21 protein-coding genes are annotated in these 24,471 nt (G+C 73.3%); 14 read left to right on the forward strand and 7 right to left on the reverse strand.

Going from position 1 to position 24,471, the window contains the following annotated elements; all coding sequences use genetic code 11:
- Positions 1-264: 264 nt before the first annotated feature.
- A complete protein-coding gene (locus ACIF80_RS35745; RefSeq protein ID WP_399812733.1) occupies positions 265-432 on the reverse strand; it encodes a hypothetical protein in 168 nt (55 codons plus the stop codon).
- Positions 433-792: 360 nt separating this feature from the next.
- On the opposite strand from ACIF80_RS35745, the gene ACIF80_RS35750 reads away from it, so the two are divergent.
- The 8 genes from ACIF80_RS35750 to ACIF80_RS35785 all read left to right on the forward strand — a co-directional run bounded on the left by ACIF80_RS35750 (position 793) and on the right by ACIF80_RS35785 (position 10,856).
- On the forward strand, positions 793-1,038 hold the full coding sequence (locus tag ACIF80_RS35750; RefSeq protein WP_399812735.1) for a helix-turn-helix domain-containing protein: 246 nt from the start codon (positions 793-795) through the stop codon (positions 1,036-1,038).
- Positions 1,035-1,640: a DUF5753 domain-containing protein gene (locus ACIF80_RS35755; protein ID WP_399812738.1), complete on the forward strand. Its 606-nt coding sequence runs from the start codon at positions 1,035-1,037 to the stop codon at positions 1,638-1,640. Before ACIF80_RS35750 ends, ACIF80_RS35755 begins: the two co-directional genes overlap by 4 nt.
- A complete protein-coding gene (locus ACIF80_RS35760) occupies positions 1,619-1,828 on the forward strand; it encodes a DUF397 domain-containing protein (RefSeq protein WP_399812741.1) in 210 nt (69 codons plus the stop codon). Before ACIF80_RS35755 ends, ACIF80_RS35760 begins: the two co-directional genes overlap by 22 nt.
- A gap of 308 nt (positions 1,829-2,136) precedes the next feature.
- Entirely contained in the window at positions 2,137-2,403 is a 267-nt protein-coding gene (locus ACIF80_RS35765) for a hypothetical protein (protein WP_399812743.1), read from the forward strand.
- Positions 2,404-2,419: 16 nt separating this feature from the next.
- The gene (eccD, locus tag ACIF80_RS35770) at positions 2,420-3,805 is read left to right on the forward strand and encodes a type VII secretion integral membrane protein EccD (RefSeq protein WP_399812841.1); all 1,386 of its coding nucleotides are present in this window, start codon (positions 2,420-2,422) and stop codon (positions 3,803-3,805) included.
- A 319-nt stretch (positions 3,806-4,124) separates the two neighbouring features.
- Entirely contained in the window at positions 4,125-5,222 is a 1,098-nt protein-coding gene (locus ACIF80_RS35775; RefSeq protein ID WP_399812745.1) for a hypothetical protein, read from the forward strand.
- Positions 5,223-5,331: 109 nt separating this feature from the next.
- Entirely contained in the window at positions 5,332-9,444 is a 4,113-nt protein-coding gene (eccCa, locus tag ACIF80_RS35780; protein ID WP_399812748.1) for a type VII secretion protein EccCa, read from the forward strand.
- Entirely contained in the window at positions 9,441-10,856 is a 1,416-nt protein-coding gene (locus ACIF80_RS35785; protein WP_399812751.1) for a DUF6177 family protein, read from the forward strand. The genes eccCa and ACIF80_RS35785 overlap by 4 nt, the downstream gene beginning before the upstream one ends.
- A gap of 97 nt (positions 10,857-10,953) precedes the next feature.
- Here the strand turns inward: ACIF80_RS35785 and ACIF80_RS35790 are convergent, their stop codons facing one another.
- From ACIF80_RS35790 to ACIF80_RS35800, 3 genes are read right to left on the reverse strand one after another with little or no spacing between them, the layout of a single operon-like run.
- Entirely contained in the window at positions 10,954-11,787 is an 834-nt protein-coding gene (locus tag ACIF80_RS35790; RefSeq protein WP_399812843.1) for a sugar phosphate isomerase/epimerase family protein, read from the reverse strand.
- A 32-nt stretch (positions 11,788-11,819) separates the two neighbouring features.
- Positions 11,820-12,971 (reverse strand): dihydrodipicolinate synthase family protein, encoded by a 1,152-nt coding sequence (locus ACIF80_RS35795; RefSeq protein ID WP_399812753.1) that lies wholly within the window; start codon positions 12,969-12,971, stop codon positions 11,820-11,822.
- Entirely contained in the window at positions 12,968-14,119 is a 1,152-nt protein-coding gene (locus ACIF80_RS35800) for a Gfo/Idh/MocA family protein (protein WP_399812756.1), read from the reverse strand. Before ACIF80_RS35800 ends, ACIF80_RS35795 begins: the two co-directional genes overlap by 4 nt.
- 278 nt (positions 14,120-14,397) lie before the next feature.
- On the opposite strand from ACIF80_RS35800, the gene ACIF80_RS35805 reads away from it, so the two are divergent.
- From ACIF80_RS35805 to ACIF80_RS35815, 3 genes are all read left to right on the forward strand, one after another.
- Positions 14,398-15,444 (forward strand): LacI family DNA-binding transcriptional regulator, encoded by a 1,047-nt coding sequence (locus ACIF80_RS35805; RefSeq protein ID WP_399812758.1) that lies wholly within the window; start codon positions 14,398-14,400, stop codon positions 15,442-15,444.
- A gap of 189 nt (positions 15,445-15,633) precedes the next feature.
- Complete coding sequence (locus ACIF80_RS35810) at positions 15,634-16,266, forward strand: dihydrofolate reductase family protein (protein ID WP_399812760.1); 633 nt, start codon at positions 15,634-15,636, stop codon at positions 16,264-16,266.
- Positions 16,267-16,406: 140 nt separating this feature from the next.
- Positions 16,407-17,207, forward strand: a complete 801-nt coding sequence (locus tag ACIF80_RS35815; RefSeq protein ID WP_399812762.1) for a sugar phosphate isomerase/epimerase family protein — start codon at positions 16,407-16,409, stop codon at positions 17,205-17,207.
- Here ACIF80_RS35815 and ACIF80_RS35820 read toward each other — a convergent pair.
- Positions 17,191-18,273: an EamA family transporter gene (locus ACIF80_RS35820; protein WP_399812764.1), complete on the reverse strand. Its 1,083-nt coding sequence runs from the start codon at positions 18,271-18,273 to the stop codon at positions 17,191-17,193. The two genes, ACIF80_RS35815 and ACIF80_RS35820, sit on opposite strands and share 17 nt — an antisense overlap.
- Before the next feature lie 90 nt (positions 18,274-18,363).
- On the opposite strand from ACIF80_RS35820, the gene ACIF80_RS35825 reads away from it, so the two are divergent.
- From ACIF80_RS35825 to ACIF80_RS35835, 3 genes are all read left to right on the forward strand, one after another.
- A complete protein-coding gene (locus ACIF80_RS35825; protein WP_399812766.1) occupies positions 18,364-19,299 on the forward strand; it encodes a LysR family transcriptional regulator in 936 nt (311 codons plus the stop codon).
- 428 nt (positions 19,300-19,727) lie between these two features.
- The gene (locus tag ACIF80_RS35830; RefSeq protein ID WP_399812768.1) at positions 19,728-21,656 is read left to right on the forward strand and encodes a glycoside hydrolase family 3 protein; all 1,929 of its coding nucleotides are present in this window, start codon (positions 19,728-19,730) and stop codon (positions 21,654-21,656) included.
- Positions 21,657-21,837: 181 nt separating this feature from the next.
- Positions 21,838-22,479, forward strand: coding sequence for a hypothetical protein (locus ACIF80_RS35835; RefSeq protein WP_399812771.1), 642 nt, complete (start codon positions 21,838-21,840; stop codon positions 22,477-22,479).
- A 28-nt stretch (positions 22,480-22,507) separates the two neighbouring features.
- Here the strand turns inward: ACIF80_RS35835 and ACIF80_RS35840 are convergent, their stop codons facing one another.
- On the reverse strand, positions 22,508-23,941 hold the full coding sequence (locus tag ACIF80_RS35840) for a S28 family serine protease (RefSeq protein ID WP_399812773.1): 1,434 nt from the start codon (positions 23,939-23,941) through the stop codon (positions 22,508-22,510).
- Positions 23,942-24,087: 146 nt separating this feature from the next.
- Positions 24,088-24,429, reverse strand: coding sequence for a hypothetical protein (locus ACIF80_RS35845; RefSeq protein WP_399812846.1), 342 nt, complete (start codon positions 24,427-24,429; stop codon positions 24,088-24,090).
- Positions 24,430-24,471: the final 42 nt, after the last annotated feature.

Raw genomic sequence — 24,471 nt, forward strand, 5'->3', positions numbered from 1 at the left:
CGACGGGCACCTGCCCATCGAGGTAGAGTCGGCCTACCTGCCCCAGCACCTCCTCCAGCACGACTGGCTGGGCGAATTCCCCACCTGACCAACCAAGAGGAGACCGGCCGGGAACTACCCGGCTCAGCCCCTCAGTACGTCCGCCACGCAAGCAGCTCGAACCCGGCGTACGAAGCGGCATCGAGCCCGAGGGACGGCAACGTCACCCCTGCCGCCTGGAGCGCGTCGCGCAGGTCCTCACACGCCTGTTCTGCGTCTCCCCCCTCAGAGAACCTCCCCTCTGCTGCGGGCGTTGGCCCTGGCCACCCGCGTCCACATCAGTTCCTCGGCCCGTTCACGGACGTTCAACGGCCGCACGTCGCCGGGCAGCGCCGTCCACTCCGTGCCGCCGCCCTCCGGGCGCAGCCATACGAACCCGTCCTGGTGGTCCATGACGATCCCGCGCCTCTCCTGCCTTAGGTCATGGGCGAGTTCACCGACCGGGAGCCGACTCGCCTCCGGTTCGGGGCGGCCGGGGCGGGGCGTCGTGTCGGTCGTCTTACGTCCGCGGGAGGGCAAGGGTGCAGCCTCCTGCTGCTTTTCACTGTTCACGCTCTCAGCGTCACGGCGGGCAAGGGGGCCCGCCAGGGTGACGATGTTCCGAAGCGGGTTCCGGGACGGCTGCCACCTGGGCACTCTCACTGTTCGCACCCACACTGTCACCGCAAGCGACTAGCGTTGGCGGATGCCCCGTTCCCTCGGGAACACGGGATGGCATGCCGGCACAGCACACGGCAAGGGAGCCCGACCACCATGACCCAGCCCTCCCGGGACCTCGAACCCGTTCACTCCGCCCGCGACCTGTACGGCGTCGAGCTGCGCCGGCAGCGCCAGCTCATCGGGCTGTCGCTGGACCGGATGTCGGACATCGTCAACTACAGCAAGACACACCTGCACGGAGTGGAGACGAGGGAACGGCTCCCCCTGCCGCCCCTCTCGGAGAAGCTGGACGCGGCTTTCGGGACAGGGGAGTTGTTCCAGGGGTTGTGGGGGCGGTGAAGCGGGAGTACACGCCGAGGCGGTTCGATCATTGTCTGGAGCTGGAGGCCCGGGCAGTGCGGATTCAGGAGTTCTGTGCAGGCATCGTCCCCGGTCTGCTCCAGACATCGGCATACATGCGTGCGCTGTTCACCGAGGGAAACCCCCAGATGAGCTCCGAGGAGATCGACCCCTTGGTCGCCGCACGCCTGGGCCGTCAGGAAGTCCTGCGCCGTGACAGCCCTCCGCACTTCTGGTGGATCCTCGGCGAAGCAGCCCTACGGCAGGCAGTGGGTGGACCGGAGGTGATGTACGGGCAACTCGCGGCACTGCTTCCCCTGGTGCAATCGCGCTGCACGACGATTCAGATCGTCCCGTTCGCGGCGGGCTCATGCACCTTGATGAACGGCACACTCATCTTGCTTACGCTCCCGGACAACTCCACCACCGTGTACCAGGAAGGCCCCAGGAACGGCGAGATCTTCGACGACCGCGAGACCGTCACACAGTGCGTGCGAGAGTACGATCTGATGAAGGCCAGCGCCCTCCCGCCAAGGGATTCAGCAGCGTTGATCGAAGCGACGATGGAGATGTACGAGCCATGCGAGTCACCCCAGACGTGAGCACCGCCCGCTGGCGTAAGTCCTCCTACAGCGGAAACCAGCAGGGGGATGCCTGCGTCGAAGTCTGCGACGACTTCGCCGACGCGGTCCCCGTCCGCGACAGCAAGAACCTGACCGGCCCTGTGATGATGCTGGACGGGGAGGCCTGGCGATCCTTCGTCGGCAGCGTCAAGGACGGCTCCCTGTAGAGCGGTTACGCGGAACGAGCCCTGGTGATGTTCCAGGACCCGTTCCGGAACAAGGACTACGGCGGTCTCACGGTCCAAGAGGAATACCGGTGGGACGAGGACGGCCGACCGACGAGAAGCCGGCGTCTCGACGACCACTCGCAGGCGCCCTGAGCGGATTCCCGATCGCCGGGTCGCGGCCTCGATGCGTCTTGGGAAGTGGCTCCAGGATGATCGAGGTCGAGTCGGAGTACCTGCCCGTGAATCTGCTCAAGTGCAGCCGGCTCGGCGAATTCCCCACCTGACCCGACACGAGGTGAATGAGCAGCATGTCCGCCCAGGACTACGACAGCCAGCTTCTCGAATCCGTTTCCGTGCGGCGGCGGCGCTTGCGGGACGCCCTGTTGTTCGGGGCGCAGCGGCAACGGCGGGCCGTGGACGAGCGGGTGGGGAAGGTGATCGCCGGGATGGTGATCGCGGCCGTGCTGTGCGCGGGGTGTGTGGGGTGGTCGTTCGTTTCGAATCGGCTGATCGGGCAGAGCAGCCCGTACTCCCCCGGCGTTTCCACGCCCTCCAATAGTCCTACAAGCCGGTGATAGGTTCGCGAGCGTGATGTCTCCGGGGGCCTTGAGCAGGGAAACGGCCGGTGGGCCGACGGTGTTGAGCCGGGTCACGCTCGTCGGTGAGCGGCGCCGCGTCGACCTCGTGCTTCCGGCGCGGGAGCCGGTCGGGCTGCTGCTGCCCGAGATCATGCGGTTGCTGGACGACCGCGTGGAGGGGCGGCCCGCCTCGCGTCACCTCGTCACGGTGGACGGCTCCGCGCTCGATCACGACAGCACACTGGAGACGGCGGGCGTCCGCGACGGCGCCGTCCTGCGTCTCGTCCGCGCGGAGGACGCCCCGCCCGCCCCCGTCGTGCACGACGTCACCGACGAGGTGGCGGAGGATCTCGGTCATCGGGCATGGGTGTGGGGGCCGGCCGCGCGGCGAGTCACGGCGGGGGTCGCGAGCGTGGGCTGGGTGGTCGTCGCCGCGCTGTTCGCGCGGGCGCAGTACGACCGGTCGGTCGTCGCCGGTGCCCTGCTGGCCGCCGCCGGTGCGGCCGCGGTCGCGGGTGCGGTGCTGGGGCGGGTGCGCAGGCACGGGCTCGCCGCGACCCTCCTGTGCGCCGGTGGCGCGCTCGGTGTGCTGGGCGTGTGGAGCCTGGTCGACGACCTCGGCGGGTCCTCGGCGGGCGCTCTGCGGCTCGCCGGGGTGGCCGCCGTGAGCGTGCTGGTCCTCGCCCTGCTCGGGCTGTTCACGCCGTTGGGACGGGGCGGGCTCGTGGGCGCCGGCGCCGTGGCTCTGACCGCCGTCGGCTGGGAGGCCGTCGTCGCCGTGCAGTCCGGCGCCGGGACGGCGGAGCAGCAGGCCCGCGTCGGGGCCGTTCTCGGTGTCGTCTGCGTGGTGCTGCTCGGGGTGCTGCCGCGGCTCGCCCTGATGGCGTCCGGGCTCTCCGGGCTCGACGACCGCCGGGCCGGGGGGGTCTCCGTCAGCCGCCACCAGGTGTCCGTCGCCCTGGCCGCCACCCACCGCGGTCTGGTGCTCGCCACGATCACTCTGGCGGGGTCGGCCGCCGTGGCCGCCGTCCTGGCGCTGCGGGATCCCTCCGTGTGGACGGTGCCGCTGGCCGCGGTCGTCGCGGTGGTGCTGGCTCTGCGGGCCCGGGCGTTTCCGCTGGTCGCCGAAGTGGTCGTGCTGCTGGCCGCCGCGGCGGGCGTCGCCGTGCGGCTGCTGGTGGTGTGGGCGGAGCGGTCCTCGGCCGCGGCACCGCTGGCCGTCCTCGTCGTGCTGGCGGTCCTGCCGCTCGTCGTGCTCGCCGTGCAGCCGGCCGAGCACGTACGGGTCAGGCTGCGGCGGGCCGGTGACCTGCTCGAGTCGGTGGGAGTCATCGCGCTGCTTCCGCTGCTCGTCGGCGTGTTCGGTGTGTACGGGCGACTGCTCGACACCTTCGCTTGAGGGCTTGAGGGGGCGCGGCGGCATGACGAGCGGGGAGCAGGGGCGGGAGCAGCCGTCGGCGCACGGCGGTGGCGGCGACTGGCAGCGGGACGTGCTGCGGGAGTTGGGCGGCGGGGGAAGCGGCCGTCCGGACGCGGGTCGGCATACCGGTGCGGATACGCATGCCGATGCGGGGAGCGGGCCTTCCCAAACCGCCCCCCGTACCGGCGAGCCCGCCCTGCGACTCGTACATCCCGCACCCTCGCGGCCGACGGCCACGGCGGCAGAATCGGGGGCGGGCGCGGAAGGTGGGGCGCCCGGCCCGCACGTCCCCGGTCCGGTGCCCCCGACCGCCTCCGCCGCCCCCACCGCCTCCGCCTCACCGTCCGCGCCCGACGCTCCGGACGGCCCGGCGTCCCCCTCCCCCGTACCGGCCGTCCGGGCCGCCGACGAGCCGGTCCCGGAGCGGCCCGCGGCGCCCGCCGTCCCCGACCGCGACCCCCGCCTTCCGGCGGCCCCCGCCCCCGAGTCGTCCCCCACCCTCGATCCCCGTCTCCTGCTCGCCCTGGGACGCCCCCTGCACGGCGACTCCGTGCCCCGGCGCACGGGCAGGGCGCTGCGCAAGCTCACCTCGTCCGTGGCACAGGACGTCGCCGAACAGACCCGGATCGCGCGTGAGCTGCAACAGCCCGTCACCACGGGCCGGGTGGTGGCGGTCACCTCCATCCGCGGCGGCGTCGGCAAGTCCACCGTCTCGGCGTTGCTCGGGCGCACCCTCAACCACTACCGGCACGACCCGGTGCTGACCCTGGAGGCGGATGCCGCGCTGGGCACCCTGCCGGTGCGCATGGGCGCGGAGGCGGTGCGCTGGACGTGCGCCGATCTCGCGCCGATCCTCCAACCGTCCATGCAGCTGACGGACGTGACGGGCTACTTGGTGCCGGTGTCGGACGGCGGCTGGCTGCTGCCCGCGAGCCGGGGCCAGGTCGGTGCGCCGCTCGCCATGGCGGCGTACCGCAAGGTGACGCTGGCGCTGCGCCGCTACTTCGCCGTGACCGTGGTCGACTGCGAGACGCTCCCCGGCGAGGTGGCCCGCACCGCCATGGACACCGCGCACGCCCGGGTGGTGGTCTCGCCGGCCACCGCGGAGGGGGTGAACGCCACCCGTCAGGTGCTGGACTGGCTGGCCCGGTTGCCGCACTCCGCCCTGGCCACGACGGTCGTGGCGCTGGTGTCGAGCACCCCCGACACGCTCCTCGACGACAAGACGGCCGCCGGGCATCTCAAGGAGGCCGGTGTCACCGTCGTCACCGTGCCGTACGACCGTCATCTGGCCGGTGGCGGCCCCATCCGCACCGACCTGCTGGCGCACGCCACGCAGCAGGCCGTCCTGCGGCTGGCCGCCGAGGTGATGGGGCGCGCGGTGAGGGTGCGATGAGCACCCGGCCGGTGCGCCCCGGGACGGGCCCGTCCCGTCCCGGCCCGTGCCCGTCCTGCCCGCCCCCCGTCACCACTTCCGTCACGACCCGCTTCGGAGAAGTCCGCCCGTGACCCTGCAGATCGTCCACCGGCCCGCCCGCAGCACCCGCCCCCCGGAACCCGCCCGGCCCCGTACGGTCGAGGCTCCGCCCAACCTTCCCGAAGGGAAGATCGGCAACGCGGCCACCGCGCTGCTGCCGATGGCCGGCGTCATGGGCTCCGTGATCATGATGACCGTGATCCGCAACAGCCGGTTCGCGGTGGTGGGCGCGGTCGTGCTGGTCTTCGCGCTGCTGGGCGCGGTGGCGCTGTTCCTGTCGCAGCGGGGCAAGGCGCAGCGCACCCGGCGCACGCAGCGTGAGCGCTACCTGGAGTACCTGGAGGAACTGCGGGAGGAACTCGGCGCCGCGGAGCGCCGGCTGCGGGACGCGGAGCGGGAGCTGAACCCGCCGCCGGAGGCGCTGTACGACCTGGTGCGGGACCCCGCCCGGCTGTGGGAGCGGCGCCGCCGGGACGCCGACTTCCTGCGGGTACGGGTCGGTCTCGGTGACGTACCGGCCCAGGAGCCGGAGATCCAGCAGAGCGGCACCGGCGGGGTGCTGACGCCGCCGGACCCGTTCATGCTCAACGAGGCGCGCGCCCTGCAACGCCGGTTCGCGACGGCCGCCGACGTGCCCTTGACGGTGCCGTTGGACCGCGCGGGAAACGTCAGCGTCGTCGGCGACCGGGAGGACGCCCTGCGGGTCGCCCGGGCCCTGCTGGTGCAGACGGCGGTGACGCACGCTCCCGACGACGTCGCGCTCGCCCTCGCCGTCCCCGGCGAGCGGCTCGCCGAGTGGGAGTGGGCGAAGTGGCTGCCCCATGTACTGGATCCGCAGGCGCACGACGGTCCGGTGGCCGCACGCCGCATCGCGCCCGACGTCAGGCAGCTCGCCGAAGGGCTCCGGCACGAGCTGGGCCGGCGGTCCGCGTACGCGGCGGAGGTGCGGCGCGGTCTGGCCGACCGGACCGCGCTGCGGCTGGCGGGCCGGCTGCTGGTGGTCGTCGACGCCCACGGCGAGCCGGCCACCGAGTTCCCCCGCCCGGACTCGGCGGTCGGACTGGCGGACATGGGGGTCACCGTGGTGCACCTCCTCCAGGAGCAGGTGCACGAGCCGGACGAGGTGAGCGTGCGCATCACCGTCCGGGGCGAGCGGGTGGTCGTCGAGGAGGTGCGTGGTTCCTCCGCGGCCCAGGGCCTTCACGGTTCCTCCGCCGCGGAGGACCTGCGCGGTTCCTCCGCCGCCGAGGGCACCGTGGACCCGGTCACCGCGGCCGGGGCGGAAGGCGTCGCCCGGCTGCTCGCCCCGCTGCGGCTGTCGCCGGAGTCCGTCGCCGAGGGAAGCCCCGTCACCGGGCCGGTCGACTTCCCCGCGCTCCTCGGCATCGCCGACCCGGCCGACCTCGATCTGCCCACCTTGTGGAAGCCCCGCGGCGAACGTGACTTCCTCCGCGTGCCCATCGGTCTCACGGACCGTCATGAGCCGGTTCTGCTGGACCTGAAGGAGTCCTCCCAGCTCGGCATGGGTCCGCACGGCCTGTGCGTGGGCGCGACCGGTTCGGGCAAGAGCGAGCTCCTGCGCACCCTCGTCCTCGCCCTGGCCGCCACCCACTCCCCGGAGGACCTGGCACTCGTCCTGGTCGACTACAAGGGCGGCGCCACCTTCGCCCCCTTCGCCGAGCTCCCGCACACCGCCGGGATGATCACCAACCTGGAGAACCGGGCAGGGCTCGTCGAACGCGTCCACACCAGCCTCGCCGGCGAGGTCAAGCGCCGCCAGCAGGTCCTGAAGGACGCCGGCAACGTCGCCGACATCGGGCACTACGCCGTGCTGCGCGCGACGGAGAGGCCGGACCTCGAACCGCTCCCGCACCTGTTCGTCGTCATCGACGAGTTCGGCGAACTCCTCACCGCCAAGCCCGACTTCATCGACCTGTTCCTGTCCATCGGACGCATCGGCCGCTCCATCGGCGTGCATCTGCTGCTGTCCAGTCAGCGCATCGAGGGCGGCAAGCTCAAGGGCCTGGACACCTACCTGTCGTACCGGCTGGGGCTGCGCACCTTCTCCGCCGACGAGTCCCGCACGGTCCTCGACACCACCGACGCCTTCCACCTGCCGCCCCTGCCCGGATTCGGCTACCTGAAGGTCGACACCTCCACCTACGAACGGTTCAAGGCCGGGTACGTCTCCGGCGCCCACCGCGGCCCGGCGGCGCGCGAACAGCGGGACGAGGAGCCGCTCGCCCTGCCCTACCCGGCGTACAACACCGCGGGGCGCACGCAGGAGCCGGAGGAGGAACCCGCCGCCACCCGGCGGGAGACCGGCCCGACCGTCCTGTCCCTCATGGTCGGCGGGCTCGCCGACGCCTCCCCCAAGCTCTCGGCTCCTCCCCCACTCTCGGCTTCGCTCGAGCGGGGGGACCCCCATGAGCAGGGGGGACCCCCATCGCCCGTGCGCCGTATCTGGCTGCCCCCGCTGCCGGACGCCGTGACCCTGGACGCGGCCGCGGGACCGGTCCGGGTCTCCGAGCGCGGGCTGCACCTGGCGCGCGCCGCGGGCGGGATGCGGGTGCCGCTCGGTGTGCTCGACGACCCGGCCCGGCAGTGGCAGGGCCAGTGGGTGCTCGACCTGACCACGGCCGGCGGTCACGTGGCTGTGATCGGTGGCCCCCAGTCCGGCAAGACCACCCTGCTGCGGACCCTCGTGCTGTCCCTGGCGGTCACCCACACACCCCGCGACGTCGCCGTGTACGGCCTGGACCTGGTCGGCGGCGGCCTGTCGGCGCTGGCCGCCCTGCCGCACGTCGGCGGGATCGCCGGACGGGCCGACCGGGAGCGCGCGGCCCGTACGGTCGCCGAGGTGCGCGCCATGCTCGACGAGCGCGAGACGGTCTTCCGCGAGCACGGCATCGACTCCGTCGACCAGCTCCGCCGGCTCCGCGCCCAGGGCCGGCTGCCACAGCTCGGCTCCACCGACGTCGTCCTCGTGGTCGACGGTTTCGGCGCGCTGCGCGACGACTTCGCCGACCTCGACGAGCCGGTCGCCGACCTGCTGAAGCGGGGCGGCGGCTACGGCATCCACGTCGTGGCGGGCATGCTGCGCTGGAACGACGTCCGCATCGCCACCCAGTCGCTCTTCGGCACCCGCGTCGAGCTGCGCCTGAACGACCCCGCCGACTCCTCCGTCGACCGCAAGCTCTCCGAGACCCTCGCGCCGGACGTGCCCGGCCGGGTGCTCACCGACGGAAAGCTGTTCGCGCAGGCCGCCCTGCCCCGCATCGACGGCTCGCCCACGACCGGCGACCTGGGCCCGGCCCTGGACGAGGCGGCCCGGACCGTCCGCGCCACCTGGCACGGCGAACCCGCCGCCCCGGTGCGGGTGCTGCCGGCCCGGCTGCCGGTGACCCGGCTGCCCTCACCGGCCGCCGAACCGCGGCGGATACCGGTCGGCCTCGACCAGGACGCCCTCGCCCCCGTGCTGCTCGACCTCTTCGGCGGCGACCAGCACCTGATGGTCCTCGGCGACAACGAGTGCGGCAAGACGAACCTGCTGAAGCTGGTCGTCGCCGGGCTCGTCGAGCGGTACTCCGACGACGAGCTGGTCTTCGGCGTCTTCGACCCCCGCCGCGGCCTGCGCGGCGTCGTCCCGGAGCCGTACCGGGGCGGTTACGCCCACAACGCCACGCTCGCCGCCGCCCTCTCCACGGGCATCGCCGCCGAACTGCAGAAGCGGCTGCCGGAGACCGCCGACCCGGACGCGCCCGAGACCGGTGAACCCGCGTTCCGGGGCCCGCGGATCGTCATCCTCGTCGACGACTACGACATCCTCACCACCGCCGGACAGCAGCCCCTCGCGCCCTTCCTGCCGTACGTCTCCTCCGCGCAGGACATCGGCCTGCACTTCGTCCTGGCGCGCCGCACCGCGGGAGCCTCCCGCGCGCTGTACGAGCCGCTGCTGACCACCCTGCGCGAGACGGGCACCACCGCCCTGGTGATGACCGGCGACCGCACCGAGGGACAGCTCTTCCCCGGTCTGTACGCCTCCCAGCAGCCACCCGGCCGCGGCACCCTGGTCCGCCGCGGCCGACGCCACCGGCTCGTCCAGACCGCGCTGGCCGGAGCCGAAGAGGAGGAGTCGTGACCAAGGACGTCATCGCCCTCACCCCGACGATGCCGGACACCTGGGCCCTGCTGGCCGGCCTGTACGCGGGCGGGCCCGGGGCGGGCGTGACCGCAGGGTCCGGGGGCGCCGTGCTGCGTCTGTGCGCCCCGGACGGCAGGCCCCTCGTGACCGTGGAGGCCCCGCTGCTGGTCCAGGTCCCCGGGGAGGCCGAACGGCTGCTCGGGCAGGACGTGCCCGTGCCGTTCTGGTGGACCGAGGCCCGGGCCTCCGGCGCCGTGCCCGAGGCCGAGCGGCTGGCGGGATCGGTGTGCGGGCGGCTCGCCCTGCTGCTGGGCGGCAGCACCTGGCCCGCGTCGGCGGCGGGCACCGAGGTCGTGGACGTGCGCGCGGCCGTCGCGCCGGACGACGGGCAGCCGGTCGTGGACGTCCTCACCGACAGCACGTCCGTCGTCCTGGCCGACCGGCCCGTCCTGGCCCTGACCACCTGGCTGTCCGAGGTGCTGCGCGGCACCTCCGAGTCGGGCCGTGCCCTGCAGATCGTCACCCCGCCGCACGTCCGGCTCAGCGCCCCGGCCCGCGCCACCCTCCTCCAGGTGCCCAACCGCTGGGTCGTCCAGGACCCGGCACAGGGCTACTACGACGGGCAGTCCGGGGCGGTGCTGCGCTGGCAGGACGGGACGTTCGCGCCCGCGCTCGGGGCGGACGGCACGGCCTCGGTCGCCGAGGCGTTCGGCCGGACGTCCCCGTCGGGTGACCGGCAGCTCGTCGTGGCGTTCCGTACGACGCTCCCCGCGCACGAGGACGCCGTTCTGGGCGAAGCGCTCGAGACGGCCTGGCGCGCGCTCACCGGCTCGGCCCCGGCCGGCTGGGGCACCGCGGAACCCGTCAACCTGCCCTGGTCGCCGCGCCGGCTGACCGGTCTGGCCCGTGACCGGGCCCCCGAGCCCACCCATCTGCTCGTGACGGGGCACCCCGACCGGCCCGCGCTGGCGTGGATCCGGGTGACGCGGACGACCACCGGGGTCGAGCAGGACGTGACGCTCACCCTCGGGTACGGGGAGGGCGAGGAGCCGCCCCTGGAGGCGATCGCGCCCCTCGCCGAGAACCTCGTCGTGGAACACGGCCTGACGACGATGCTGACCTCGGTGCGGCGGGCCTCCCGCGACCTCACGACGGCGCCCGTGCTCCAGGCGCCGTCCGTCCCGGTCGCCTTCACCCTGGGCGCGCGCGACGTGCGGGGCATCGGACTCACCCATGCCCGTCGCCCGCCCGTCGGGGTACGGCCCGTCGTCCTGGGGCCCGCCTCCGAGCCGGCCCTGCACTACCCGCTGGGGGACGGATCGGACGCCGGCGCCCTCGTCGAGCTGGACCGCCTGGCGGCGCATCTGCGGGCCGGTGTGCCGGGGACGGGGACGGAGACGGAGGCCTGACGTCGTCGTCCGCGTCGGCGGTGCCACGGGCGGGACCCGGGTCACGGGGCACAGGACCCGGGTCGTCGCTCACCTCCCACGGCTCACGGCTCACGGCTCACGGCCGGACGTTCTCCGTGAACCTCCGTGCCGTCTCCGCCAGGACCTCGCGGCCGTCCCGGGCCCACAGGACGTCGTTGAAGAGTTCGACCTCGATGGCGCCGGTGTAGCCGGCCGCCTCCACGTAGCCCTGCCACTCCCGCATGTCGACGCTCCCGTCGCCGATCTGGCCGCGGCCGTTGAGGACGCCCTCGGGCAGCGGGGTGGTCCAGTCGGCGAGCTGGAAGGTGTGGATGCGGCCCTGGGCGCCGGCCCGGGCGATCTGCGCGGGCGCCGTGTCGTCCCACCAGATGTGGTAGGTGTCGACCGTGACGCCGACCTGCCGGGCCGGGAACCGTTCGGCCAGGTCCAGGGCCTGGGCGAGGGTGGAGACCACGCAGCGGTCGGAGGCGTACATGGGGTGCAGCGGCTCGATGGCCAGCCGCACCCCGTGCTCCTCGGCGTACGGGCCGAGCTCCGCCAGGGCGTCCGCGATGCGTTCGCGGGCGCCGCGCAGGTCCTTGGAGCCGGCCGGGAGACCGCCGGAGACCAGGACCAGGGTGTCGGTGCCCAGGGTGGCGGCCTCGTCCACGGCGCGGCGGTTGTCGGCCAGGGCCGCGGCCCGCTCGGCGGGGTCGATCGCGGTGAGGAAACCGCCCCGGCACAGGGTCGTCACCGTCAGGCCCGCGTCCCGGACCAGCTTCGCCGCCGCCTCCACCCCGTGGGCCTGGACGGGCTCGCGCCACAGGCCCACCGCGGGGACGCCCAGGTCGCGGCAGGCGTCGACGAGTTCCGGCAGCGACAGCTGCCTGACCGTCATCTGGTTGATGCTGAAACGCGCGAGGCCGGTCACCGGCTCGGCGACGGGGTTGGTCACGGGCTCGGTCACGGGGTCGCTCCGTACAGGTGCAGCAGGGTCCGCATGCGGTCCTCGGCGAGCTTCGGGTCGGGGAACAGGCCGAGGCCGTCGGCGAGTTCGTAGGCGCGGGCGAGGTGGGGCAGCGAGCGGGCCGACTGCAGGCCGCCGACCATGGCGAAGTGGTTCTGGTGGCCGGCCAGCCAGGCCAGGAACACCACGCCCGTCTTGTAGAAGCGGGTGGGTGCCTGAAAGAGGTGCCGGCTCAGCTCCACCGTCGGGTCGAGCAGGGCGCGGAAGCCCGCCGTGTCCCCGGTGTCCAGGACCCGGACCGCCTGGGCCGCCAGCGGGCCGAGCGGGTCGAAGATGCCGAGCAGGGCGTGGCTGAAGCCCTGCTCGTCGCCCGCGATCAGCTCGGGGTAGTGGAAGTCGTCACCGGTGTAGCAGCGCACTCCCTCGGGCAGGCGGCGGCGCAGGGCGACCTCGCGCCCGGCGTCCAGCAGCGAGACCTTGATGCCGTCGACCTTGTCGGGGTGGGCGGCGATGACCTCCAGGAAGGTGTCGGTGGCCGCGTCCAGGTCGGACGAGCCCCAGTAGCCCTCCAGCGCCGGGTCGAACATGGGGCCGAGCCAGTGCAGGATCACGGGTTCGGCACACTGGCGCAGCAGGTGGCCGTACACCTCGAGGTAGTCCTCGGGGGAGCGGGCGGCGGCGGCCAGGGCGCGGGACGCCATCAGGATGGCCTGCGCGCCCGACTCCTCGACGAGTGCGAGCTGTTCCTCGTAGGCCGCCCGCACCTCGGCGAGCGTGCCGGAGGCGATCTGGTCGGTGCCGACGCCGCAGGCGATGCGGCCGCCGACGGCCTTCGCCTCGGCGGCGGAGCGGCGGATCAGCTCGGCCGCGCCCGCCCAGTCCAGGCCCATGCCGCGCTGGGCGGTGTCCATCGCCTCGGCGACGCCCAGGCCGTGCGACCACAGGTGGCGGCGGAAGGCGAGGGTGGCGTCCCAGTCGACGGCGGCGGGCGAGTCGGGTGTCGTGTCGGCGTACGGGTCGGCGACGACGTGCGCCGCGGAGAAGACCGTACGGGAGGTGAAGGGGGCCCCGGCGGAGAGCGCGAGGGGTTCGGTGCGGGGCTCGTACGTCCGCAGCCGGCCCTGCGCGTCGGGCAGTCCGATGGTCACAGCGAGATCTCCGGTACGTCGAGGCGGCGGCCCTCGGCCGACGACCTCAGGCCCAGCTCGGCGAGCTGGACGCCGCGGGCGCCGGCCAGCAGGTCCCAGTGGTAGGGGGCGTCGGCGTAGACGTGCTTGAGGAACAGCTCCCACTGGGCCTTGAAGCCGTTGTCGAACTCACCGTTGTCCGGGACCTCCTGCCACTGGTCGCGGAAGACCTCGGTGGCGGGGATGTCCGGGTTCCAGACGGGCTTGGGGGTGGCGGAGCGGTGCTGGACACGGCAGTTGCGCAGGCCGGCCACGGCGGAGCCCTCGGTGCCGTCGACCTGGAACTCGACGAGTTCGTCGCGGTTGACGCGGACCGCCCAGGAGGAGTTGATCTGGGCGATGGCGCCGCCCTCGAGCTCGAAGACGCCGTAGGCGGCGTCGTCGGCGGTGGCGTCGTAGGGCTTGCCGTTCTCGTCCCAGCGCTGCGGGACGTGGGTGGCGGCCAGCGCCTGGACGGAGCGCACCCGGCCGAACAGCTCGTGCAGGACGTACTCCCAGTGCGGGAACATGTCGACGACGATGCCGCCGCCGTCCTCGGCGCGGTAGTTCCAGGAGGGGCGCTGCGCGGACTGCCAGTCGCCCTCGAAGACCCAGTAGCCGAACTCGCCGCGCACCGACAGGACGCGGCCGAAGAAGCCGCCGTCGATGAGCCGCTTCAGCTTGAGCAGGCCCGGCAGGAACAGCTTGTCCTGCACCACGCCGTGCTTGATCCCGGCGGCGTTCGCCCGCCGGGCCAGTTCCAGGGCGCCGTCGAGGCCGGTGGCGGTCGGCTTCTCGGTGTAGATGTGCTTGCCGGCGGCGATCGCCTTGGTGAGGGCCTCCTCGCGGGCGGAGGTGACCTGGGCGTCGAAGTAGATGTCGACGCTCTCGTCGGCGAGCACCGCGTCCACGTCGGTGGAGACGTGCTCCAGGCCGTGCCGCTCGGCCAGCGCCCGCAGGGCGTGCTCGCGGCGGCCGACCAGGACCGGCTCCGGCCACAGCACGGTGCCGTCACCGAGGTCGAGGCCGCCCTGCTCGCGCAGGGCCAGGATGGAGCGGACGAGGTGTTGCCGGTAGCCCATCCGCCCGGTCACACCGTTCATGGCGATACGCACCGTCTTGCGTGTCACGTCGTTCCCTTCGTACGCGGTCCCCGCGCGCCGCGCACGCCCCACCCGTCACGCACCGGCCGGCCATGGGCGGCCGGCGGTCCGGGGACTGGTGAACGTCACAGCAAGCGCTTTCTATACATCTAGAAACTAGCCTCTCGACGGCGCTCCGGACAAGACCATGGAGAACCCGACTTGTTCGAGGGGGCGAACAAGCGGTCGCGGGGCCATAGGGTCTGATCGGGCGGGACATCGGGTTCGGTGCCCGGACGACGAGACGCGCGACCGGAGGACGAGAGATGACGGTGACCCTGGCGGACGTGGCGGCCCGCGCGCAGGTCTCCCCCGCGACGGTGTCGCGCGTGCTGAACGGGAACTATCCCGTGGCCGCTTCCACCCGCGAGCGGGTACTGAAGGCGGTGGACGAACTCGACTACGTGCTCAACGGCCCCGCGAGCGCCCTGGCCGCCGCCACCTCCGACCTGGTGGGCATCCTGGTGAACGACATCGCCGACCCGTTCTTCGGGATCATGGCGAGCGCGATCCAGGGCGAGATCGGGGGCCCGGGCGGGCGGGCCGGCGGGGAGAGGCTCGCGGTGGTGTGCAACACGGGCGGCTCCCCGGAGCGTGAACTGACCTACCTCACGCTGCTCCAGCGGCAGCGGGCCGCGGCGGTGGTGCTGACCGGCGGCGCCATCGAGGACGCCCCGCACAAGGCGGCGATGGACGCGAAGCTGCGCAAGCTGGCGGACGCCGGGACCCGGGTGGTGCTGTGCGGCCGGCCGCCGGCACCGGACACCGGGGCGATCGCGCTGACCTTCGACAACCGCGGCGGCGGCCGGGAACTCACCGAGCACCTGATCGGGCTCGGCCACCGCCGCCTCGGCTACGTCGCGGGCCCACTGGAGCGCACCACCACCCGCCACCGCCTCGAAGGGCACCGGGCCGCGCTCGCCGCGCACGGCATCGAGGAGGACCCCCGCTGGACCGTCCACGGCCGCTACGACCGCCGCTCCGGCTACGAGGCCGCCCTCGAACTCCTGCGCAGGGACCCCGCGCTGACCGCCGTGGTCGCCGCGAACGACTCCGTCGCGCTGGGCGCGTGCGCGGCGCTGCGGGACTCCGGCCGGAAGATCCCCGACGACGTGTCGGTCGCCGGTTTCGACGACCTCCCGTTCAGCATCGACGCGGTGCCCGCCCTGACGACGGTACGGCTGCCGCTCGCCGAGGCGGGGGCACGGGCCGGCCGCATCGCGATGGGCCGCGAGGAACCGCCGCCCGGGGGGATCGCCTCCGTGCGGGGCGAGTTGATGGTGCGGGGGTCCTCGGGGGTGCCGCGGGTGTGAGCGGGCGGCCGGGGCATGTCCCGGGGCCGGAAGCCGTGTCCGTCCCGGGGCCGGAAGCCGTGTCCGTTCCGGGGCCGGAAGCCGTCCCGCCCGGTCGGAGTACGCGGTTCCGGGGGCAGCGATGAGTTCCGCCGCTACCGTCGGTCTCCACTTGCGTCATCGCCTCAGCGGACCACAGGAGCGGCAGCCATGCGTATCGTGATCACCGAGTTCATCAGCCTCGACGGTGTCGTGCAGGCTCCCGGCGGTCCCCAGGAGGACACCGACGGCGGTTTCGCCCACGGCGGCTGGTCGCACGCCTACTTCGACCCGGAGGTCCTCGGCGGCGCCTTCGACGCGGCGCTGGGCCGGGCCGGGGCGCTCCTGTACGGGCGCCGCACCTGGCAGACCATGGCCAAGGCGTGGCCTCAGCAGGCCGGGGACCCCTTCGCCGACCGGATCAACGGCCTGCCGAAGTACGTCGTCTCCGGCACCCTCGGCGAGTCCGACCTGACCTGGAACAACAGCCGGCTCATTCCCGCCGGGGAGGCGGTCGCCCGTATCCGGGAGCTGCGCGCGGCCGAGGGCGGCGACCTCGCGATGATGGGCAGCCCCACGCTCGCCCGCACCCTGCTGAGCGAGGACCTGGTGGACGAGCTCCAGCTCCTCGTCATGCCGGTGCTCCTGGGCGGCGGCAAGTCGATCTTCCCCGCGGACGGCGCGAAGCGCCCCTTCGAGCTGGTCTCGGCGACCGCCGCGAAGTCGGGCGCCCAGGTGTGCGTCTACCGCCGCGCCGCGGAGGCACCGGCCGAAGCGCCCTCCGGGACGCCCGCCGGGGCCTGACGGCCCCCTCGCGGGGGTGCTGCCCGCCGGGACGGCCGGCACCCTCGCCCCCCGCTCCACCCGCCCGTCCCGAACCCGTGCGCGACACCGGAGCGACGAGGGGGATTCAGCGCCGAGGGTGCCGGGTAGGGTCCGTGGTCATGAAGCTGGCGTTCTCCACCCTCGGTGTCCCCGGCCTTCCGATGGCCGACGTACTGCGCCTCGCGACCGCGCACGGCTATCACGGCGTCGAACTGCGCGCTCACCCCGAGGAACCGGTTCACACCGGTCTCACCCCCGCCGAACGGGCCGATGTCGCCGCCGAGTTCAAGGCGGCCGGCATCGAGATCCTGAGTGTCGCGGGCTACCTCAAGGTCGCCGCGCCGGGCGAGGACGAGGCCGTCATCGCCGAGATCCGTGCCCTTCTCACTCTCGCCCGCGACCTCGGCGCCCCCTACATCAGGGTCTTCCCGGGCGGTTCCCCCGACCAGACTCCCGAGGAGGCCGACGCGACGGCCGCCCGGCGGCTGGGCACGGCCGCCGAGCACGCGACCGACGCCGGCGTCCGCATCCTGCTGGAGACCCACGACTCCCATCGCACCGGCGCCGACGCGATGCGGATCCTCGGCCTCGTGGGACACCGCCAGGTGGGCGCCCTCTGGGACGTGATGCACACCTGGCTGGGCGGTGAGCAGCCCGTGGAGAGCCACGCGGCCCTCTCCCCCCACCTCGGCTACGTCCAGGTCAAGGACATCGCCTCCGCCGAGGACACCACTCCGCTCCCCCTGGGCGAGGGCATCCTCCCGCTGGCCGACTGCGTGGAGATCCTCTCCCGCCACGGCTGGGACGGCTGGCTCTGCTGGGAGTACGAGAAGCGCTGGTACGAGAAGGCCGCCCCGCTCCCCGACCTCCTCACCCCCGGCCGCGCTCACCTCTCCCGCCTCCTCAACGACTCGGCGTGACCGGCTGCCGCCGGCCGGCCGGTCCGGTGCCCCGGCCGCCCGGCGCGCTCCCCCGCCCGGCGGATCCGCTCGCCCCGTCGACGGGCCCGTCCGTCCCGGCGGGTTCCGCCGTCACGACGGCGGGCTGCTCCGTCACGACGGCAGGCCCCTCCGCCCCGGCGGCGGATCCGTCCGTCCCGCCGACGGGCTCCCTCCGCCGGCCGGTCCGCCGGGCCCGCCCGGCGAACGAGGCGAGGGCCACCCCGCCCACCAGCAGCGCCGCCGCGCACCACCGCAGCGGGGACACCGGCTCGCCCAGGAAGAGGGCGGCCGACGACATCCCGAAGACCGGCACCAGCAGGGAGAACGGCGCCACCGTCGACGCGGGGTGACGGCGCAGCAGCCACCCCCAGGCCCCGAAGCCGAACACGGTGGCGGCCCAGGCGACGTACAGCAGCGCTCCCGCCCCGGGCAGGTCCAGTGCGCGCAGCGCCTCCAGGTCCCGTGACGGGCCCTCCAGGAGCAGCGAGAGCGCCAGCAGCGGCAGGACCGGCACCGTACTCACCCACACCATGAAGTTCAGGGCGTCGGCGGGCGCGGCCCTGCGGGTCAGTATGTTCGACACGCCCCAGCAGGCGGCCGCGGCGATGACCAGGGCGAACGCTCCCAGAGGACCCGAGGCGCCCTCGTCGACGGCGGCGACGCCGATCCCGGCCAGGGCCACCGCCATGCCCACCAGCCGGATGCGCGCGGGCCGTTCGCCGAGGAGCAGGAACGCGAACAGGGCCGTGAACACGGCCTGGATCTGGAGCACCAGGGAGGACAGCCCGGCCGGCATGCCCGCGTCCATGCCGACGAACAGCAGCCCGAACTTGGCCACCCCGAGCGCGAGGCCCACCCCCACGATCCACTTCCACGCCACCTTCGGGCGCCCCACCAGGAACACCGCGGGGACCGCCGCCGCGAGGAAGCGCAGCGCGGAGAACAGCAGCGGCGGGAAGTGGCCGAGGCCGATCTCGATGACGACGAAGTTCACGCCCCAGACGGCGGCGACGAGAACGGCGAGCAGGACGTGGGAAGGTCGCATACGTCGAGGATCACCGCCCACGACCCTTCAGCACCAGCGATGATTCCTGCATGGTGGGGTGAAGCACCGCTTACCGATCGGGGAGCCGTCATGCTCGACCTCCAGCGCCTGCGCGCCCTGCACGCCGTGTCCGTGCACGGCACCGTCGGGGCCGCCGCCGCGGCGCTCGGTTACACCTCCTCCGCCGTCTCCCAGCAGATCGCCAAGCTGGAGCGGGAGACCAGGACCGTGCTGCTGGAGCGGGAGGGCCGGGGTGTGCGGCTGACCGACGCGGCATACCATCTCGTCGCCACCGCGCAGGAGTTGCTGGCGATCGTGGAGCGGGCCGAGACCGAGCTGGAGGAGCGGCGCGGGGTGCCGTCCGGGCGGCTGACCATCGCCGCCTTCGCGTCGGCGGCCCGCGGGCTGATGCCGCCCGTGCTGGCCGACCTGGCCCGGCGGCATCCCGCGCTCGACACCCGGCTGACCGAGATCGACCCGCACCTGTCCGTGGACCTGGTCGCCAAGGGCGCGGTCGATCTCGTCGTCGCGCACGACTGGGACATCGCGCCGCTGCCCGCCCCGGCGGGTGTGGAGCAGGCGGCCGTCGGGGACGACCTGTGCGATCTGCTGGTGCCGCGCGGGCATCCGTTCGCGGAGCGCGGCACGGCGGTACGGCGCGAGGAGCTGGGCGGCGAACGGTGGATCTGCCAGCCTCCGGGGCGGGTCTGCCACGAGTGGCTGGTCCGCACCCTGCGGACCGCCGGACACGAGCCGGACATCGTGCACCAGGCGGACGAGAACCCGACCCTGGTCGCCCTGGTCGCGGCCGGGCTCGGCATCGCCCTGATCCCGCGGCTCGGCCGGGGTCCGCTGCCCGGCGCGGTGGTGGAGGTCCCGCTCGACCCGATGCCCGTACGGCATCTGTACGCGCTGTGGCGGGGCGGCGCGGCGCGCCGTCCGGCGATCGCGGAGACCGTCCGCACCCTGCGCGCCCACTGGCCCGCCGTCTCGGCGCACCGGCCCCCCGTGCCCCAGGCGTCCTAGTCGTCCCCGTCGTCCCCGTCATCGCTGTCGTCCCCCGTCATCGCTGTCGCCCCCCGTCGTCCCAGGTCGTCCCAGGTCGTCCCAGGTCCGGACGTCCGTCCCATCCGAGATTTCCGCCCGTACCCGGGAACCACGATCCGTCCCCTCCCGTCCAATGCGCGGACTGCCGGAGGAGTTTGCGCGGTGCGGTGTCGGCCACTCGCCACTGGCTGCGACGCCGACCCACCCTCTCCGCCGTGCCGCGGCCGGCAGCACCGCCGCCATCGGCGCGCCCCCCTCCCAAAGCGCCGATGGCGGCCCCGCCCGTGCCCCCGCCGACCGCGCCTCTCGCGCACTCCCTTGACTGGCAGAAACTTCCCGGATATTGGTGACCCCTTGGAAGTTTCCTTCAGCGGATCCCCCGTGGATCACCTCCCAAAGGAGCGCACGTGCCCGACAGCAGCACGGGAAGCACAGGAAACACAGAGAACGCGGAGACCGCGGAGCACGCGGTGGACCCGGTGAACGCGGGAAGCACGGGGAGCGCCGCCCGTCCGTCCAGACGTGCGGTCCTCGCCGCGACGACGGCGGTCACCGCCGTCCTCGCCGGAGGTGCCGCCACCGCGCACGCGGCCGGCACCTCCGGCGCCCCCTCGGCCCCCGCCTCCCCGGACGACCGGAAGCTCCGCGCCCTCGTCTCCCGGATGACCCTGGAGGAGAAGGTCGGCCAGCTGTTCGTGATGCGGGTCTACGGCCACTCCGCCACCGAACCCGACCAGGCGGACATCGACGCCAACCTCAAGGAGATCGGCGTGCGCACGGCCGCCGAGCTGCTGGAGAAGTACCGGGTCGGCGGCATCATCTACTTCACCTGGGCGCACAACACCCGCGATCCGCACCAGATCGCGAGCCTCTCCAACGGCATCCAGAAGGCGTCCCTCGGCCTGCCGCGCGGACTGCCGGTGCTCATCTCCACCGACCAGGAGCACGGCATCGTCGCCCGGATCGGCGAGCCGGCGACCCTGTTCCCCGGCGCGATGGCCGTCGGCGCGGGCGGTTCCCGCTCCGACGCGCGCAACCTCGGCAGGATCGCGGGGCGCGAGCTGCGCGCCCTGGGCATCCGTCAGGACTACGCCCCGGTGGCCGACGTGAACGTCAACCCGGCCAACCCCGTCATCGGCGTACGGTCCTTCGGGTCCGAGCCGGACGCGGTGGCACGGCTGGTGGCCGCCGAGGTCGCCGGGTTCCAGCAGTCGGGGGTCGCGGCGACCGCCAAGCACTTCCCCGGACACGGCGACACCGCCGTCGACAGCCACACCGGCTTCCCGGTGATCACCCACAGCCGGGAGCAGTGGGAGAAGCTGGACGCGCCGCCGTTCCGGGCGGCGATCGCCGCGGGCATCGACTCGATCATGACGGCCCATCTGATGGTCCCGGCACTCGACGACTCCGACGACCCGGCCACCCTCTCGCGCCCGATCCTCACCGGCATCCTCCGCGAGGAGCTGGGCTACGACGGGGTCGTGGTCACCGACTCCCTCGGCATGGAGGGCGTGCGGACGAAGTACGGCGACGACCGGGTGCCGGTGCTGGCCCTGAAGGCGGGCGTGGACCAGCTGCTCAACCCGCCCTCCCTGGACGTGGCGTGGAACGCCGTCCTGAAGGCCGTCCAGGACGGCGAGCTGACCGAGGCACGGCTCGACGAATCGATCCTGCGCGTCCTGCGCCTGAAGGCGAAACTGGGCCTGTTCAAGGACCCGTACGCCTCCCCGGACGGCGTGGACCGCAAGGTCGGCACGCGCGCGCACCGGGCGGCGGCCGACCGGATCGCCGAACGGACCACCACCCTGCTGGTCAATGAGGACCGCGTGCTGCCCCTGTCCCGGCGCCGGCAGCCGAAGCTGCTGGTCGTGGGCGCCGACCCGGCCTCCCCGTCCGGCACGACGGGACCGCCGACCGGGGTACTGGCAGGCGCGCTGAACGAGCTGGGCTTCACCGCCACCGCCCTGTCCACCGGTACGGCACCGTCGGCGGCGGCGATCGACCGGGCCGTGGCGGCCGCGCAGGAGGCGGACGCCGTGGTCGTCGGGACGTACAACGTGACGGCGTCCTCCAGCCAGCGGACCCTGGTCGAGCGGCTCCTGGCGACCGGCAGGCCGGTGGTCGCGGTGGCGATCCGCAACCCGTACGACGTGGCCCACCTGCCCGCCGTGCGGGCCTTCCTGGCGACGTACTCCTGGACCGACGTCGAACTGCGGGCGGCGGCCCGGGTGATCGCGGGCCGGGTGGAGCCGCGCGGGACACTGCCGGTGCCGGTGCAGCGGGCGGACGACCCGGCGGCGGTGCTGTACCCGGTCGGGCACGGCCTGAGGTACTGACCGCGGCAGCCGGATTTCCCGCAGCCGGATTTTCCGCAGCCGGGTAGCCCGTTGGACGTAGCACCCGTACGTCACACAACCGACGCACCCCCACCAACATGCGCAAAGCATGCCGTATGTCTGGTGTGGCCCGCTGTGGCGGGTCACGCTGGACGGGGGTGTTCGGGGGAGGGTGACGCACGTGAGAAGTTCCCTGGGGGCGGTGTGCGCGCTCGCCGTGCTGGCCACGGCCCTGTCGGCCGGCTGCCAGAGCGCGCCCGGCGGCATCGGCAAGAACGGCGGCCCTACCGGAGAGCCGACGGCGACGGTGTCGCCGTCGCCGGTCCGGACCTCGGGGTACGGGGCGGTGTTCCTCGGGATCGACGAGTGCAGTTCGTTCGGCCGGACCAGTTTCACCGAGGTGTCGTGCACCGGTGAACGGGCGGCGGCCCGGGTGGTCGCCCGCCACGACGGAACCGTCCGGGACGGGCCGCGCTGCCCCGCCACCACGGACTTCGTCCTGCACATCAGCGAGCAGCGCCCCGCGTCCGACGAGGACGGCGACGGGGCGGTGCCGCGCGGCTACGCCTGCATGCGCAACCTGCAGCCCCCGCACCCGGGCGATCCCGGCGGCGGGGGCGGGCCGCGCACCATCGTCGGCGACTGCGTGCGCGGGCTGGACGACGGCCAGGTCCGCGAGACGGCCTGCGACGGCGAGGGGGAGCAGCGGCCCGAGTACAGGGTGACCGAGGCCGTGGACGCCAGGTCCCGGTGCCCGGCGTCCACGACCCTCTATGTCCGGCTCGGCGGCAGCTCACCGGTGGGCTGCGCCGGCCCGGTGTGATTCCCGCCGCTGTGGCGGACCGGCGTTCCTACCGGTGCAGCGCCGGTTCCCGCCGGATGTCCCGCACGTCCAGCTTGCGGTCGAACTTCGCCAGCGGCTTCGCCTCGGCCGGGTTCTCCTTGACCGCGCTCGGCGCGACGCCCGCCCAGTCGAGGATGCGGGCCGTGGCGAGCGCCTTCTCCGCGTCGACCAGACCGGCCACGTTGGCACCGTGGTTCATGCCGGGGGCGGTCAGCACGTACGAGTCGCGCGCGCCCTTGCCGAGCCGGAAGGGCTCGGCACCCCACGGGTCGTTCTCGCCGTAGACGAACAGCATCTGCCGGGCGTTGCCGCGCACCCAGGTGTCGACGTCGCGCATGGCCCGGGGTTCGAACGTCATCGGGATCGAGCGGGGCACGAAGTTGCGCGGCGGCTGGTAGCCGTAGCGGATGTACTTCTTCTCGACGTGCGGGAACCGGATCGTCGGCGCACCGAGCTGCGTGCCGGCCTGGTAGTAGTACGGCGTGTACGGGCTGAGGCCCTGGTCCGTGTAGAACGAGAAGCCGGAGATCGTGTCGATCGAGGTCCAGATCTCGTCGTCGGTGGCGTTCCTGGCGTCGGCCGGGACCTGCTCGCAGTCCTGCACCGTGCTGTACTGCCAGAAGCCCCACACGTAGTCGAGGACGACGGCCTCGTAGGCCCGGTCCGCGCCGCCTATGGTGTCGAAGGTGTAGCCGTTCTCGGCGGCGTACGCCTCGTACCTCTCCTTCAGCGGGGCCCGGCGGACCAGCGCCTCGCGCTGCACCGCGTTCAGCCGGGCGCGGCACTCCTTGGTGCCGACCTTCGCGAAGAAGCGGTCGTAGGCGGAGTCCTCTTTGTTCACCACGTCGTTGGGGGCGACGTAGGCGACGACGCCGTCCATGTCACGCGGGTAGAAGCGCTCGTAGTACGTGGCGGTCATGCCGCCCTTGGAGCCGCCGGTGGAGATCCAGTTCTCGGAGTAGATCCCCTTCAGCGCCTTGTGGATGCGGTGCTGGTCGCTGGCGGCCTGCCAGATGTCCAGTTTGGACCAGTCGGCCGGGTCCGGGCGGGACGGGGTGAAGAAGCGGTACTCCATGGAGACCTGGTTGCCGTCCACGATCTGGGTCGGCTCGCTGCGGCGGGGCGTCGTCGAGACGTTGTAGCCGCCGGTGAAGAAGACGGTCGGCCGCGCGACGTCCTTGTGCAGCACGGTGATCCGCTGCTGGAAGGTGCCCTTGGAGGGCCTGCGGTGATCGACCGGCTGGGTGTAATTGAGGACGAAGAAGCGGTACCCGGTGTAGGGCTTCTCCTCGACCAGGCTCATGCCCGGAACGGAGAGCAGTCTCTCCTTGATGTCGGTGCCGGCGGTGACGTCGGTCTCGGCGGCGGTGGCCGCACTCGCCGCGCTCACCGTGCCGATCAGCATCGTGAGCGTCAGCAGCCATCTGAGCGCCTTGCGCATGCACACTCCCCTGTGAAACAGATGTGGCCGGGAAACTAACCGACCAACTCACCCCAGCACTAGGGGACATGGGGATAGCCCTCGGTACAGAGAGGGGCAAAGGCCTTACGCGGGACGGAAATTCCGGCTCGGTCCCGGACGCGCGCTCAGCACAGGATCCAGCCGGAGCTGACCGACCCGCCGGCCACCCTGCCCTTCACCCAGACGCAGCGGCGCCCGGCGTGCACGGTGACCGGGCCGGCGTGCCGCTTGTAGCGGCCCTCGTCGACCACCGGACGGCCGCCGCGCGCCCGGATGCTCACCGACATCTTCCGCTTGGTGCCGGGCTTCTTGGCGAGGGTGACGGCGCAGAGGTAGCCGCCGCGCTTGTAGACGACGACCGAGCCGGTGGAGAACGGCAGGGTGCGCATCTTGCGTCCGGGGCAGTGCGCCGCGGCCTGGGCGTCGCCCGGCGCGGAGACCACCAGTAGCCCCGCCGCGGTCAGCATCGCCAGACCGAGCGCGAGTCGCCGGTGTACCGCTCCACTTCC

The organism is Streptomyces sp. NPDC085927 (assembly GCF_044540975.1).
In the GTDB taxonomy this organism is placed as follows: Bacteria; Actinomycetota; Actinomycetes; order Streptomycetales; family Streptomycetaceae; genus Streptomyces; species Streptomyces hirsutus.